This window comes from Nannocystis exedens (assembly GCF_002343915.1).
Lineage (GTDB): Bacteria > Myxococcota_A > Polyangia > Nannocystales > Nannocystaceae > Nannocystis > Nannocystis exedens.
The window spans coordinates 10,840,762-10,855,588 of record NZ_NETK01000001.1; the positions used below are offsets into that span (position 1 = coordinate 10,840,762).

13 protein-coding genes are annotated in these 14,827 nt (G+C 70.5%); 2 read left to right on the plus strand and 11 right to left on the minus strand.

Annotated elements, in window-relative coordinates:
* The first annotated feature begins 85 nt into the window (after positions 1-85).
* The gene (locus NAEX_RS42200) at positions 86-1,321 is read left to right on the plus strand and encodes an exo-beta-N-acetylmuramidase NamZ family protein (protein ID WP_245913917.1); all 1,236 of its coding nucleotides are present in this window, start codon (positions 86-88) and stop codon (positions 1,319-1,321) included.
* A gap of 119 nt (positions 1,322-1,440) precedes the next feature.
* Positions 1,441-2,790, plus strand: a complete 1,350-nt coding sequence (locus NAEX_RS42205) for a DUF2520 domain-containing protein (protein ID WP_096333125.1) — start codon at positions 1,441-1,443, stop codon at positions 2,788-2,790.
* A gap of 106 nt (positions 2,791-2,896) precedes the next feature.
* On the opposite strand, the gene NAEX_RS42210 is transcribed toward NAEX_RS42205, so the two are convergent.
* The 11 genes from NAEX_RS42210 to NAEX_RS42260 form a co-directional block, all read right to left on the minus strand.
* Positions 2,897-4,114, minus strand: coding sequence for an NHL repeat-containing protein (locus NAEX_RS42210; protein WP_143140091.1), 1,218 nt, complete (start codon positions 4,112-4,114; stop codon positions 2,897-2,899).
* Between the two features lie 237 nt (positions 4,115-4,351).
* Positions 4,352-4,525, minus strand: a complete 174-nt coding sequence (locus tag NAEX_RS42215) for a DUF539 domain-containing protein (RefSeq protein WP_096333127.1) — start codon at positions 4,523-4,525, stop codon at positions 4,352-4,354.
* A 1-nt stretch (position 4,526) separates the two neighbouring features.
* Positions 4,527-5,651 (minus strand): FAD:protein FMN transferase, encoded by a 1,125-nt coding sequence (locus tag NAEX_RS42220; protein WP_143140092.1) that lies wholly within the window; start codon positions 5,649-5,651, stop codon positions 4,527-4,529.
* A gap of 37 nt (positions 5,652-5,688) precedes the next feature.
* Positions 5,689-6,918 carry an NADH:ubiquinone reductase (Na(+)-transporting) subunit F gene (nqrF, locus tag NAEX_RS42225; RefSeq protein ID WP_096333129.1) on the minus strand — a complete coding sequence of 410 codons (1,230 nt, stop codon included), beginning with the start codon at positions 6,916-6,918 and terminating at the stop codon, positions 5,689-5,691.
* 21 nt (positions 6,919-6,939) lie between these two features.
* Positions 6,940-7,557, minus strand: a complete 618-nt coding sequence (nqrE, locus tag NAEX_RS42230; protein ID WP_096333130.1) for an NADH:ubiquinone reductase (Na(+)-transporting) subunit E — start codon at positions 7,555-7,557, stop codon at positions 6,940-6,942.
* Between the two features lie 4 nt (positions 7,558-7,561).
* Positions 7,562-8,185: an NADH:ubiquinone reductase (Na(+)-transporting) subunit D gene (locus tag NAEX_RS42235; protein ID WP_096333131.1), complete on the minus strand. Its 624-nt coding sequence runs from the start codon at positions 8,183-8,185 to the stop codon at positions 7,562-7,564.
* 3 nt (positions 8,186-8,188) lie between these two features.
* A complete protein-coding gene (locus NAEX_RS42240; RefSeq protein WP_096333132.1) occupies positions 8,189-8,974 on the minus strand; it encodes a Na(+)-translocating NADH-quinone reductase subunit C in 786 nt (261 codons plus the stop codon).
* Complete coding sequence (locus tag NAEX_RS42245) at positions 8,961-10,196, minus strand: NADH:ubiquinone reductase (Na(+)-transporting) subunit B (RefSeq protein WP_096333133.1); 1,236 nt, start codon at positions 10,194-10,196, stop codon at positions 8,961-8,963. The genes NAEX_RS42240 and NAEX_RS42245 overlap by 14 nt, the downstream gene beginning before the upstream one ends.
* 5 nt (positions 10,197-10,201) lie before the next feature.
* Entirely contained in the window at positions 10,202-11,584 is a 1,383-nt protein-coding gene (locus NAEX_RS42250) for a Na(+)-translocating NADH-quinone reductase subunit A (protein ID WP_096333134.1), read from the minus strand.
* A 202-nt stretch (positions 11,585-11,786) separates the two neighbouring features.
* A complete protein-coding gene (gene mqnC, locus NAEX_RS42255) occupies positions 11,787-13,838 on the minus strand; it encodes a cyclic dehypoxanthinyl futalosine synthase (protein WP_096333135.1) in 2,052 nt (683 codons plus the stop codon).
* Positions 13,839-14,164: 326 nt separating this feature from the next.
* The gene (locus NAEX_RS42260) at positions 14,165-14,752 is read right to left on the minus strand and encodes a Uma2 family endonuclease (RefSeq protein WP_096333136.1); all 588 of its coding nucleotides are present in this window, start codon (positions 14,750-14,752) and stop codon (positions 14,165-14,167) included.
* Between the last annotated feature and the right edge of the window lie 75 nt (positions 14,753-14,827).

Consider the following 14,827-nt stretch of genomic DNA (forward strand, 5'->3'; position numbering starts at 1 on the left):
GGAGATCGGGCCGAGGGGCGGGCCCGCTCCGGCCGCGCTCGCCCGAGAATTTGAGGGCGACGCCGCGGACCGCTATAGCGAGGCCGTGCTCGCTCATGACGTGTCTGAAGGGGCAGGTGCCGGCGCGCCCGCGGTGAAGACGGGGCTCGATCGCCTGGCGGCCGGCGAGGGCCCGCGGCTGCGCGACGTGCCGGTGGCGCTGCTGTGTCACCCGGCGTCGGTGACGGCGGAGCTCGAGCACGCGTCGGCCGTGCTGCCCCGGCTCGGGGCGCGCGTGGTCAGCCTGCTGGGCCCGGAGCACGGGCTCGACGCGGCCGCGCAGGATATGGAAGTGGTGGGCGGCGAGGCGCCGCGGGCGACGGTCCCGGCCTACAGCCTCTACGGGGAGACGTTCGCCAGCCTGAGCCCGACGCCGGAGATGTTCCACGGCGCGGCCTGGCTGGTGATCGACCTGCAGGACATCGGCAGCCGCTACTACACGTACGTGTGGACGGCGGTGCTGGCCGCCGAGGTGGCGCTGCAGGCGGGCCTGCGGGTGCTGATCCTCGACCGCCCGAACCCGATCGGCGGGGCGCCGGACCAGATCGAGGGCGGCGGGATCGCGGCCAACGAGGAGAGCTTCGTCGGGCTGCACGACGTGGCGGTCCGCCACGGGATGACGCTCGGCGAGCTGGCCCGCATGGCGATCCTCGAGCGCGCCCGCGTCGACGCCGAGCGCCTCGAGGTGCTGCGGTGCGCCGGCTGGTCGCGCTCGATGCTGTTCTTCGAGACAGGTCTGCCGTGGGTCCTGCCGTCGCCGAACATGCCGACGATGTCCGCGGCGCTGGTGTACCCGGGGCAGTGCCTGCTCGAGGGAACGAACCTCAGCGAGGGCCGCGGGACGACCCGCCCGTTCGAGATGTTCGGCGCGCCCTGGCTCGAGGGACAGGCGCTCGCGGCGGCGCTCCTGGCCGACGACGCGGCGCTCCCGGGGCTGGGGGTGCGGCCGATCGGGTTCAAGCCGATGTTCCAGAAGTTCGCGGGGCGCCGCTGCGGCGGGGTCCAGCTGCACGTCCGCGAGCCGGCGGCGGTCCGCTCGCTGCGCACGAGCTGGGCGGTGCTGCGGGCGACCTGGCGCTTGGGACAGGGCGCGATGCGCTGGCGCACGGAGCCGTACGAGTTCGTGTCGGACCGGCCGGCGATCGATCTGCTGGCCGGCGGGCCGTGGCTGCGCGAGGCGATCGAGGCGCAGACGTCGCTGGCCGAGATGACGGCGAGCCAGGAGCCGCAGCGCGCGGCGTTCGTGGCCCGACGGCGGCAGTTCCTGCTGTACCCGGAGTGAGCCGCGCGCGGCGCGGGGCACCGCCGGCAGGAGTAGAGATCGGTGCGGCTCGCGTGGGCGGGTGCGCGGCGCGGCGACGACTTGCCGCGGCCCAGGAAGGCTGGGACGATCGCGGGCGCATGGAGCGTCCCGTCCTCGCCGTCCTCGGCGGCAGCTTCGATCCGCCGCACCTCGGACACGCGCTGATCCCGACCTATCTGCTGGCGCGCGGGCTCGCCGAGCGCGTGCTGGTGGCGCCGTGCTGGTCGCACCCGTTCGCCAAGCAGATGACGCCGTTCGCCGACCGCCTGGCGCTGACGCGGCTGGCGATGGCGTCGCAAGCCGAGACGGTGGAGGTGAGCGACGTCGAGGCGCGACTGGCGGCCCGCCGCGGCGGCGAGGGACCGAGCTACAGCTACGACTTGCTGCGCGCGGTGGCGGAGGAGCACCCAAACTACGCGGTACGGCTGGTGGTCGGCTCGGACATCGTCGTGCGCGGGGAGCTGCAGCGCTGGCACCGGGCCGCCGAGATCGCGGCGGAGTTCTCGCCGATCGTGGTGCCGCGGGTCGGGTTCGCCGACGCGGAGGACTGCGCGCTGCCGGAGATCAGCAGCACGGCGGTGCGCGGGTGGCTGGCCGCCGGCGACGACCCTGCGGCGCAGGAGGCGTTGACGATGGCGGTCCCGGCCGCGGTGCTTCGCCGCCTCCAGGCCGGCCGTCTCGGTCACGTGTGGCTGCTGGGGCGCGGGAACGTGGCGGCCCACGCCGAGCCGTGGCTGCGCGAGCGCGGGTGGTCGACGGCGCTCGGGTCGGCGCGCGGGCTGGTCGAAGGGACAGATGCGCTGCCCGAGGGGACACCCGACGCGATCTGGCTGCTGGGACAGGATCGATCGCTGGGGGCGATGGCGGCGGCGCTGGTGGCCCGCGGCGCGCCGCGAGTGCCGGTGCTGCACGCGGCCGGGGCGGTGGTCGCCCGCGAGGGGCTGGCGGCGGCCGCCGCGGCCGGCCATCCGGTCGGGACGCTGCACCCGATCTGCAGCCTGCGCCGCGAGCGGACGCAGAGCCGCCTGGGTTCGTGCGTGTTCGGCCTCGAGGGCGACGCCGAGGCGCGAGCGGTGGCGCTGCGCTGGCTCGGTCCGCAGGGATACCTCGATCTGCAGGGGCTGAACGCGGACCAACGCACGCGCTACCACGCGGCCTGCGCGCTTGCGGGCAACCACGTGGCGGTGCTGGCCGAGCGCTCGACCGAGGCGATGCGCTCGCTCGGGCTGCCGGGGGCGCTCGCAAGCCGGGCGATCGGGGAGCTGGTCCGCTCGGCGCTCGAGAACCTGCTGGCGCTCGGGATCCCGCACGGCGTGTCCGGACCGGCGGCGCGCGGCGACCTGGGAGCCCTGGCACGGCACGCGGCGGCCCTCGAGGGGCCGGCCGCGGCGCTGTACCGGGTCCTCAGCGAGCAGTTGGTCGCGCTGCTGCAGGCCGAGCCGCGCTGAGAGCGGCTGCGGTCGGATGGCTTCTGAGACATGTCGAAGAGGGCATGTCTTTTCGGACAGGGTCGAAAGGACATGCTCCGTGGAACATGTATATCGGACCAGCGGCTCACGGGACGCCGACGGCGCTGAGGGCGAAGCCGGTCATGTCGCTGTAGGTGTAGGCGCCGACGAGGCCGCCGACGGTCTCGAAGCTGCCGCCCTGGGGGTCGAGGCGGTAGGCCTCCGAGCCCTGGGACACGCCCCAGACGTAGCCGTAGAAGTCGACGCTGATGCCGTGGATGTGCTGCGGCAGGGCGTAGGTCTTTTTGATCGCCAGGGTGGCGGTGTCGATGGCGACGATGCCGCCCGGAGCGGCCTTGTAGAGGGTGCCGTGGCCGTCCTCCATGCAGCCGCCGTACTCGCCGGCGAGGACGCGCTGCCAGGTCTCGGTGACAGGGTCGAAGCGCGAGGCGTTGCCGGAGCAGGTCCACACGTAGCCCTGCGAGTCGACGGTGATGCCGTAGGCGCCGACCTCGAGGTCCCAGCTCTTGTGCTCGAGGGTCTCGTAGTCGACGAAGTGCAGCTTGGCCTGGCCGACCTGCGAGCCCCAGAAGTTGCCGCGCGCGTCGACGGCCCCGCCGTAGATCCCGTAGTGGTCGACGTAGGCGTCGTCGATGGTGACCTTGGCCTCGATCGCGCCGGTGTCGCCGTCGAGGCGGAGGATGTCGACGGTGCCCGGGGTGTTCATGCCGGCGGTCCACAGCTTCTGCTCGCGGAAGCTGCAGGCCTCGGGGTCGAACACGCCCTGCGTCCAGGCGACCGGGCGCTGGCTGACGTAGGTCATCGGCGTGTACCAGGCGATGCACTCCTCGACGCCCCAGGCGAGGAATTCGGAGCCGTCGGCGGTCTGGATCCCGGGCGTCCCGTTGCTGTCGGCGCAGCGCTCGGGCAAGGCGTAGATCTTGGTGATGCCGCCGTTGCGGTTGGCGACGGCGACGTCCCCGGAAAGGTTGACGGAGGTGCGCGAGGGGTTGCCCGCGGCGTCGGGACGCACGACGTAGCGGCCGCGCTCGGCGAGCGAGACGGTGTCGATCTTCGAGACGGTGCCCTGGGTGCTGTTGGCGATCCAGATGAAGGAGAGGCCGAGGTCGCCGTTGTGAAGGCCGCAGTCGACGGCGCCGACGTCGAGCATGCCGAGGTCGAAGCGCGCGCCGTCGGTCGGCAGGACGGTGATGCCGACCTCGCTGGCCGCGGTGCTGCTGGTGCGGCCGTCGCTGCCGACGTCCTGGACGTCGTCGGCGCCGCAGCCGAGGAGCAACCCGCACGCCGCGAGCTCTCGTCGCATGCCGCCAGGATAGCGGCAGCGGGCCCGCGCGGCGCGGCTCAACGCGCCCCGCCGGCTCCAGGCCGGCGGCGAGCGTCGCTCATCTCCCGGAGCCGCGCCAGGCCGGGGAGACGCCGTTCAGCGACGGGTGACCGCTGCGACCTGTCGGATGAGGCAGGTGATGAAGGACATGTCGTAGAGGACATGTCCCCGGGCGCGGGCGAGCGCGCTCTCGCGGCCGGGCGACGGCGGCGCGGCTCAGGCCGCCGGCTTGGTCGAGCAGTCGCGGCGCTGGGCGTCGGTGCAGCCGCAGTTGCCGCCCGCAAGGCCGCCGCACGAGCCCTTGAGGTACTTGCCGGCGAAGATGGCGCCGACGGCCATGCCGAGCATGACGGCCCCGAGGACGGCGATGGTGAGCAGGATCGTGGGCATGTCAGGGAGTGAGGGTGGCGGACGGCGACCCTGCGCGCAAGGCCGCGAAGGCCGCCGTGGCGCGCGGGGTGAAGCCGGCGCCGTCGCGGACGAGGAACAGGGCCGGCAGGCCCTCGCGCTCGGCGAGGGCGAAGCCGTCTTCGGGGCCGAGGACGTTGAGCGCGGTCGCGTAGGCGTCAGCGAGCGCGGCCGTACGGTGGACGACCGTGACCGAGGCCAGCTTGTGATCGATCGGACGGCCGCTGCGGGGGTCGATGGTGTGCGAGATCCGTCGACCGGCCTCTTCGCGGTAGTTGCGGTAGTCGCCGGAGGTGGCGAGCGCGGCGTCGCGCAAGGGCACGACCTCCTGCACGACGCGGTCGTCGGCCGGGCCGTCGGGGCGCTCGATCCCGAGGCGCCACGGGCCCTCGGGGCCGTCGCCGCGGGCCCGGAACTCGCCGCCGACGTCGACGAGGTGGCGGGCAAAGCCGAGCTCGACGAGGCGGTCGGACAGGACGTCGGCGGCGTAGCCGGGGGCGATCGCGGACAGGGTGATCGTGAGGCCCGGTTGGTCCTTGCGCAGCGTGCCGGCGCCGCGGTCGGCGTGCAGCGACTGCCAGCCGACCTGCGCGCGCAGGGCCGCGAGCTGCTCGTCGGTCGGCGGGGCGGCGGCCTCGTTGCGACCGAAGCCCCAGGCGTCGACGAGCGGGGCGACGGTGACGTCGAAGGCGCCACCGCTGCGCTCGCTGACCTCCTGCGCCTGCGCGACGACCTCGACCAGCGCGGCCGGGGCGGGGAAGGCGGAGGTGTCGGCGCGGCGGTTGAACTCGCTGATCGCCGAGTCGTCGCGCCAGGTCGACATCTGCTGATCGATCTGCGACAGCTCCGCCTCGATCATCGGCAGGATCGGCGCGATGTCGCGGCCCTCGTGGACGACGGTGACGCGCCAGGTGGTGCCCATGGTCGGCCCCGAGAGCACGTGCGCCGGGCCGCTCGCGGGCGCGCCGGCGGGCGTACCCGAGGGGGCGTGCGCGACCTGTCCCGAAGGCCAGAGGCGCCAGGCGCTCAGGGCCACGAACGTCAAAAGGCAAAGCGGGAGCAGGATGGTGGCCCTGCTCCCGTACTTCTGTTTCAGCGGATCCGTCACGAGGGGTGGCCCTGCGTGGGTGCGGCGGGCAGAAGGCTCAGCCGCCGAAGTCGTCCATCAGGATGTTCTCGGGCTCGACGCCGAGGTCGGTGAGCATCTTGATGACGGCGGCGTTCATCATCGGCGGGCCGCAGATGTAGTACTCGCAGTCTTCGGGGGCCGGGTGCATCTTGAGGTAGTTCTCGAGCAGCACCTGGTGGATGAAGCCCTTGTAGCCGGTCCAGTTGTCCTCCGGCTTGGGCTCGGACAGGGCGAGGTGCCACTTGAAGTTCGGGAACTCGCGCTGGATGCTGTCGAAGTCCTCGACGTAGAACGCCTCGCGGAGGCTGCGGGCGCCGTACCAGAACGAGACCTTGCGGTCGGTCTTCAGGCGCTTGAACTGGTCGAAGATGTGCGAGCGCATCGGCGCCATGCCGGCGCCGCCGCCGATGAAGACCATCTCGTTCTTGGTCTCCTTGGCGAAGAACTCGCCGTAGGGGCCGGAGATGACGACGGGGTCGCCCGGCTTCCGGCTGAAGATGAACGAGCTCATGATCCCGGGCGGGGCGTCGGGCACCTTCGGCGGCGGGGTCGCGATCCGGACGTTCAGCATGATGATGCCGTACTCCTCCGGATAGTTCGCCATCGAGTAGGCGCGCTCGACGTGCTCGGTGCAGTTCGAGACGTAGCGCCACAAGTTGTACTTGTCCCACTCGTCCCGGTACTTCTCCTCGATGACCATGTCGCTGAACTTGGCGACGTGCGGCGGGCACTCGATCTGGATGTAGCCGCCGGCGCGGAACGGGACGACCTCACCGGGCGGGAGCTCGAGCACGAACTCCTTGATGAAGGTGGCGACGCCGTTGTTCGAGCGGACCTTGCAGGTCCACTTCTTGATCTCGAAGATCTCGTGCGGCAGCTCGATCTCCATGTCGCCCTTGACCTTGACCTGGCACGACAGCCGGCAGCCCTCGCGAGCCTCGCCCTTGCTGATGTGACCGGCCTCGGTCGGGACCATGGAGCCGCCGCCCTTGTGCACCTTCACCTTGCACACGCCGCAGCTGCCTTTGCCGCCGCACGCGGAGGGGATGAAGATCTTCTGGTTGGCGAGGGTGTTGAGCAGCGTGCTGCCGGCGGGGACCCGCATCGCCAGGGTGGGGTCGCCGTTGATGCCGATCGTGACGGCCTCGGTGTTGACCAGCTTCGCCTTGGCGGCGAGCAGGATGAACACCAGGGCCAGGATCACGAACGTGAACATGGCCACGCCGAGGATGATGATGGTGGTCATAAGGTGGTGCTCCTCCGCGGGTCAGAGCTGGATGCCCGAGAAGGCGAGGAAGCCGATCGCCATCAGGCCGGTGAGGATGAACGCGATGCCGAGGCCGCGCAGACCCTCGGGGACGTTGCTGTAGCGCATCTTCTCGCGCAGGGCGGCGAGCGCGACGATCGCCATCGCCCAGCCGATGCCCGAGCCGAGGCCGAACACCGCCGCCTCGCCGAGGCTGTACTCGCGCTGCTCCATGAACAGCGAGGCGCCGAGGATGGCGCAGTTGACGGCGATGAGCGGGAGGAACACGCCCAGCGCGTTGTAGAGGGCGGGGGCGTAGCGGTCGACCGCCATCTCGACGACCTGGACGACGGCGGCGATGGTGCCGATCTGGACCAGGAAGCTGAGGAAGCTGAGGTCGACGGTGGCGAAGTCCGGGCTGATCCACACCAGCGCGCCCTCCTTGAGGAGCGACACGATGATGAGCTGGTTCAGCGGCACGCACACCGCGAGCACGAAGATGACGGCGGCGCCGAGGCCGATCGCGGTCTCGACCTTCTTCGACACGGCGAGGAAGGAGCACATGCCCAGGAAGAACGCCAGGGCCATGTTCTCGACGAAGATCGACTTCGTCAGGAGGCTCAAGTAGTGCTCGAGCATGGGATCACTCCTTCTCCTGCTGCGAGGGCTTGGCGACCCGGAGGGCCCAGATCATGCCGCCGATGATGAAGAACGCCGACGGTGACATGACCATCAGGCCGTTCGTGGTGTACCAGCCGCCGTCGTTGACGGTCTTGAAGATCTCGATGCCGAACAGCTTGCCGGAGCCGAACAGCTCGCGGAAGAAGGCGACCGCCAGCAGCACCATGCTGTAGCCGAGGCCGTTGCCGATGCCGTCGAGGAAGCTGATGCCCGGCTTGTTCGCCATCGCGTAGGCCTCGGCGCGGCCCATGACGATGCAGTTCGTGATGATGAGGCCGACGTAGACGCTCATCTGCTTGCTCACGTCGTAGACGAACGCCTTCAACACCTGGTCGGTGATGATGACGAGCGAGGCGATGATCGTCAGCTGGACGATGATGCGGATGCTCGACGGGATGTAGTTGCGGATCGAGCTGATCGCCAGGTTGCTGAACGCGGTGACCGTGGTCAGCGCGATCGACATGACGAGCGCCGTCTCGAGCTTGGTCGTGACCGCCAGCGCCGAGCAGATGCCGAGCACCTGCAGGGCGATCGGGTTGTTGTTGAACAGCGGGTCGAACAGGACGCCCTTGGTCTGCTTGTCCATGACTTACTTGCCCCCCGCCGCCTTGAGGTGTTGGATGTAGGGACCGAAGCCGTCGGGGCCGAACCAGAACTTGACCAGGTTCGACACGCCGTTGCTGGTGATGGTCGCGCCCGACAGGCCGTCGACGCGGTACGGGTCGCTGGCCGGCGGGCCGGCCTGGCCCTTGACGACGCCGATCTGCGGCGTGCCCTTGTCGTCGTAGATCTTGCGGCCGGGCCACAGGGCCTTCCACTTGGGGTTGTCGACCTCGCCGCCGAGGCCGGGGGTCTCGCCGTGCTGATAGAAGGTGATGCCCTTGACGGTGTTGGCGTCCTTGGCGTCGAGCGCGAGGAAGCCGTACAGCGTCGACCACAGGCCGTAGCCCTCGATCGGGAGGATCAAGGTGTCGACCTTGCCGTCCTTCATCACCTTGTAGACCAACGCGTTGTTGGGCAGGCGCAGGACCTTGGCGTTGTTCGGCGGGGCCTCGCGGCTCTGCGCCGGGTCCTTCTGGGCCTTGCGCTGGTCGAAGCTCGCCGGGTCGACCCCCTGGGCCGCGACGCCGCCCTTGAGGTCGACGACCTCGGGCTTGATGTTGTCGGCGAAGCGCTTCTTGACCTCTTCGGGCTTGAGCACCTCGCCTTCCTTCATCAGGCCGGCGACCGCGAGGACCTGCTTCTGCTGGTCGAGCTTCTTGTTCTCGGCCTGGCGGTCGGCCAGCGCGACCGCGGCGCTGGCGATGCCGACCCCGCAGACGACGCAGACCAATGCGGCGAAGCCGATGGTGTAGCCGGTACTATGCTGCGCCATGACGAGCGAGCCTCCTCTTGATGTTGGCCTGGACGAAGAAGTGGTCGATGAGCGGGGCGAACATGTTCATGAACAGGATCGCCAGCATCATGCCCTCGGGGTAGGCGGGGTTCACGACCCGCACCAGGACGACGAGGGCGCCGATGCCGAAGCCGTAGATCAGCTTGCCCGTGTCGGTGAAGGCCGACGAGACCGGGTCGGTGGCCATGAACACGGTGCCGAAGGCCCAGCCGCCGAGCACGATGTGCCACTCGAACGGCAAGTTGAACAGCTGGTTGGTCTGGCTGCCGATGGCGTTGAACAGGCTCGACAGCGCGAGCGTGCCGAGCACGACGCCGAGCATCGTGCGCCAGGAGCCGACCTTGGTGAGGATGAGGACCGCGGCGCCGATCAGGCAGCACAGCGTCGAGGTCTCGCCCATCGAGCCGGGGATGGTGCCGACGAACGCGTCCCACCAGGTCGCGGTCCAGCCGCCGGTCTGGTTCATCACCACGTTGGGGTCGACGGCGGCGCGGGCGAGCGCGGTGGCGCCGGAGACGCCCTGCGGCAGCGCCGACAGGTTCGCGGCCACCCACGGCTGGTCGCCCGAGATCTGGGCCGGGTAGGCGAAGAACAGGAACGCGCGGGCGGTCAGCGCCGGGTTCAGCACGTTCATGCCGGTGCCGCCGAAGACCTCCTTGCCGAGCACGACGCCGAAGGCGATGCCGAGCGCGACCTGCCACAGCGGGATGGTCGGCGGCAGCGTCAGCGGGAACAACAGGCCGGTGACGAGGAAACCCTCGTTGATCTCGTGCTTGCGGACGACCGAGAACAGCGCCTCGCAGTTGCCGCCGATCGCCATCGTGACGATGTAGACCGGCAGGAAGTAGATGGCGCCGTGGAGGAAGCAGGCGAGGATGTTGGCCGGGTCGAAGCCGAAGCCGAACATCTGGTAGAGCGCGGTCTGCCAGTTGTCGAGCGGCGCGGCGCCCTTGGCGATCATCAGGTGCGCCTGCAGGCCGGTGTTGTACATCGCGAACAACACGCACGGGATCAGCGCGATGACGACGGTGGTCATCATGCGCTTGAGATCGAGGGCGTCGCGGACGTGGGAGTCGCGCTTGGCGACGTCCGGGGGCGTGTAGAGGAAGGTGTCGGCCGCCTCGTAGAGCGGGTACAGCTTCTCGTGCTTGCCGCCCTTTTCGAAGGAATGGGCGAGCTTGTCGAGCATTTTTCGCAACATCTGCGTCAGCCCTCTTTCTCGATCTCGTTGAGGTTTTGCCGCAACACCGCGCCGAAGTCCGACTTGCCCGGATCGACGAAGGTGCACAGCGCCAGGTCCTCTTCGTCGAGCTCGAGCGCGCCGAGTGCGACGGCCCGGTCGGTGTCGCCGACGAGGAGCGAGCGCAGCAGGAAGGTCGGCAGGATGTCGAGCGGCATGACGCGCTCGTACATGCCGATCGGGACCATGGCCCGCGGCGAGCCGTTGGTCGTGGTGGTGAAGTCGAACTTCTTGCCGAACAGCTTGGCCAGGTAGCCGAAGTAGACCGGGATGGTGCTGTACTTGCGCGCGCCCGGGGCGAGCCAGCCGAGCAGCTCGCGCTGCCGGCCCTCGGCGAGGACGCTGACCTGGTTGACGTAGCGGCCGAGGTAGCCGTCGACCTCGCCCACGGCCTTGCGCCCGCCGAACACCGAGCCGCTGACGACCCGGTTCTCGCCGGCTTGCAGCTCGCCCGCGGTCAGCTCGTCGAGGCTGGCGCCGGCGCGCGTGCTGAGGAGGCGCGGGCGCTTGGCGACGGGGCCACCGAGCGCGACGATGCGGGTGAAGTCGAGCTCGCCGGTGGCGAACAGGCGGCCGACGGCGACGACGTCCTGGTAGCCGATGTGCCAGACGATCCGCTCGCGGCTGACCGGCTCGAGCAGGTGGATGTGCGTGCCGACCAGGCCGGCCGGGTGCGGCCCGTCGAAGGTCTCGACGCGCACGCCCGCGGCGCCGCCGGCGTCGATGGCGAGGCCGGGACCCTTGCACAGGTAGGTCTTCGGCGCGAGCTTGCTCAGGACGGCCAGGCCGCGCTGGAAGTCGGCCTCGCGACCCTTGAGCACCGCGCCGACGTCGGCGGTCAGCGGGCTGGTGTCGATGGCGGTGACGAACAGCGCGCGCGGGGTCGACTCGGGGCTGGGGACGCGCGAGAAGGGGCGCTGGCGCAGGGCCGTCCACAGGCCGGACTCGACCAGCAGCGCCTTGATCTCGTCGACGCCGAGCTGCTCGACCGGCTTGCGCGTGTAGCTGGCGAAGGTGACCCGGTCCTCGGGGCCAGCTTGGCCGGCGAGCTCGCGCTCGTTGAGGGCGATGACCAGCGAGAGGAAGGCGCGCTTCTCACCGCGGTGGACGGCGACCACCGAGCCGGCGCCGGGGGCGGTGAAGCGGACGCCGGGGGTCTTGCGATCCTCGAAGAGGAGCTGCCCGCGCTTGACGGCGTCGCCGACCTTGACCTCCATCTTCGGCTTCATGCCGACGTAGTCGGCGCCGAGCAGGGCGACGTGACGTACGGGCGAGCCGGCCTCGATCACCTGCTGCGGTGCGCCGGTGATCGGGAGGTCGAGTCCCTTTTTGATCCGATGTACTGTCATGGTGCGGGTTCTTGCGCGGACCGAGTCGGGCCTGAAGGCTGTCGCAGGGGCAGATCCGGTGCGTGAAGTTCGGAGCCCGGAGGCTCGTGGAGTGAGGCGGCCCGAACCGGTCCGAAAGACCGCTCGGAGAGCCCTGGGGGGCGTTTACTATGTTCGCGGGATTTTTCGGAGTGCAGCCGGCCGCCCGCGGACGTGCGAGGGGTCACAAGACCCCGAGCTCGCCGCTCGCTCCCGCCGGCGCGGCGACCGATGCGCCACCCGACGAAACGCCAGGCAGCCGGTCGTAACGCATGTTCCGCCGCGCGGGGACGAAGCCGGCGAGCCGGATGTGGGCCTCGATCTCGGCGGCGCTCATCATGAATCGCGCACCGGCCTGCGAGACGACGTTCTCCTCGATCATGACGGAGCCGAAATCGTTGGCGCCGAAGCGCAGGGCGACCTCGCCGATCTCGGGCCCCAAGGTCGGCCAGCTGACCTGCAGGTTGGGGACGTTGTCGAGGTAGAGCCGGGCCAGCGCTTGTACCCGCAAGTACCGCAGCGGGCTGGTGTCGTCGCGCAGCTTGAGCCGGGTGCCGTCGGCCTGGAACGGCCAGGTGATGAAGGCGGTGAACCCCCCGGTCTCGTCTTGCAGGCTGCGCACCCGGTCCATGTGGTGGACGAGCTGCTCGGCGGTCTCCTGAAAGCCGAACACCATGGTGGCGGTGGTCTTCATGCCGAGGCCGTGGGCCTCGCGCATGACGGCCAGCCACTCGTCGGCGGTGTTCTTGAAGGGCGAGATCCGGGCGCGGATCTCGTCGTCCAGGATCTCGGCGCCGCCGCCCGGCAATGAATCCATGCCGGCCGCGCGCAGCCGGACGAGGACGTCCCGGATCGGCAAGTCCTCGAGCTGGGCGATGTGGATGATCTCGGTCGGCGACAGCGCGTGCAACGCGAGGCGGAAGTTGGCCTTGGTCCAGCGAAAGAAGTCCTCGTACCACTCGAGGTTGAGCTCGGGGTTGAGGCCACCCTGAAGGAGGATCTGGACGCCGCCCAATTCCTCGGTCTCGCGGAACTTGCGGGCCAGCTCCTCGCGGCTGAGGACGTAGCCGCCCTTGGCACCGGGCGGGGTGTAAAAATTGCAGAATTTACAACGCGTTACACACACGTTTGTATAGTTTACATTACGGTCGATGATGTAGGTGACGACGCCGTCGGGATGGAGCGCCGCGCGACGCGCGTCGGCGGCCGCGCCGAGGGCCATGAGGTCGGCGTGCTCGTAGAGGAAGATGCCCTCGGCGAGGTCGAGGCGACCTCCGGCGGCGGCACGCGCGAGCAGCTCGTCGGCCGCGAGCGGCGGCCGCGGCCGGCGCGCGGCGACCAGGGCCTCGGACGCGGCGCCGCCAGCGAAGCGGATGTGGACCGGGTCCTCGGGGTCGTGGCCGGGGATCGTGAGGAGGCCGGCGGCGGTGGCCCGCGAGAGGAACTCGACGACGCCCTCGCGCTCCTTGGTGGAGAGGCTGTAGCGGATCGCGCGCCGGAGGTAGTTGGCGTAGGCGTTGTCGCTGAGCAGGTCGCGCGCGGGGAGGCCGGCGCGCAGCTGCTGCTCGCGGAAGGCGTGGGCGAGCTCCTCGGCGTGCTTGAGGCCGTAGGCGCGGGCCTCCTGCAGGGCGGTGACGTGCGCGGGCGTGAGGACGCCGGGCCGCGCGGCCCAGACGGCGAACACGAACGGGAGGCCGGTTTGGGCCAGCCACATGGCGCCGAGGTCGAAGACGTGCGGGAAGCGATCGTGCAGCGCCATGGCGGCGTCGCCGATCACGAGGGCGGCGTGGGTGCCCTGGACCAGGCCGGCGCCCTCGCGGTGCGGGGCGTGGACACACTCGGGGCGGAGGCCCTGGGCGCGCAGGAGCAGCTGCACGAGGATGACCGAGGTGCGCGAGGCGGCGTCGAGGTAGATCCGCTCGATCTGCTGCAGGGGGACGGCGGAGACCAACAGGACCGAGTGCACCGGCCCGCGACAGCCGATGCCGACCTCGGGCACGACCTCCCACTCGGGGTGCGCGGCGCAGGCGGCGACGGGGACGAGGGCGACGTCACACTCGCCGGTCTCCAGGCGCCGCGCGCACTCGCTGGGGAGCACGAGGCTGAAATCGAACAGCGGGGTGCCGTCAGGGTGGCGCGGGATCCGTTCGGCGGAGAGGTGCTGGCCGACGAGGGGCTGGACGAGCGGCCAGGCGTTGAGGAACGAGACCGCACAGGCGCGCAGAGGGGCGGGCATGTCGGGCCGATTGTACGAGAAACCGAGGCGAGCGGCGAGGCGCGTGCGCTTGCTCGCAGGGGCCGCCGGAGGGGCAATTCGGCGAGCTGTCCTTGGGGACAGGTCAAAGCGGGCGCTCGCGGTCGGCGGCGGGCAGCGCGACGTCCTCGCAGAGGTCGAGGAGCGCGAGCTTGACGCCGGCACGCGCGCGTCGTGCGGGCGCTGCAAGATCTCGGTGAGCCAGCGGCGCTCGTCGAGGCGACGGGGCAGCTCGACGAGCATGCGCTCGCGGCCGACGAGCAAGACCTCGCGCGCGGGAGGGGTGCCAACCTGGTATTGGGGACAGGTCAGCCGGCGGCTTCTTCGGCGGGGAAGACGACGCGGCGGTAGAGGTCGGCGAGCGCGAGGTCGAGGCCGACGCTGTCGAGGTGGAGGACGTCGGTCGGTTCGCGCAGGATCTCGCTGAGCCAGCGCGTGCCCTCGAAGCGGCGGTAGAGCTCGACGTGCATGGCCTCGCTGTCGACGAGCAAGACCTCCTGGACGCTGGCGATCTGGCGGTAGTCGGGCAGCTTGCGGCTGCGATCGATCGCCTGCGTGCTCGGGGACAGCACCTCGACGAGCAGGATCGGGGCGTGGATCGTGCGCTGGCGCGGCTCCGGCGGCTCGCAGGTGACGAGCAGGTCGGCCTGGTAGCAGGTGTACGCGCGGGCGGGGGAGAGCACGCCGGCCTCGGTGAGTACGTCGCACGAGCGGGGGAGGAGGGGACGAATCGCAACGGCCAAATTGACGACGAGCGTCGAGTGCGCGCGCATCGGCGGGGCCATGGCGACGACGTGGCCGTCGTGGAGCTCGTGGCGGGCGTCGTCGGGCCAGGAGGTGGCGAGGAACTCGTCGACGGTCAGCCGGTCGGGGAGCTTGCGCTGCGGTTCGCCCATACCGCCATCAGCGTAGCAGAGGTCGTGGCGGGCAGGTAGCGTCTGCGCGGCCCAGGGGGCGGGGCGGGAGGTCGT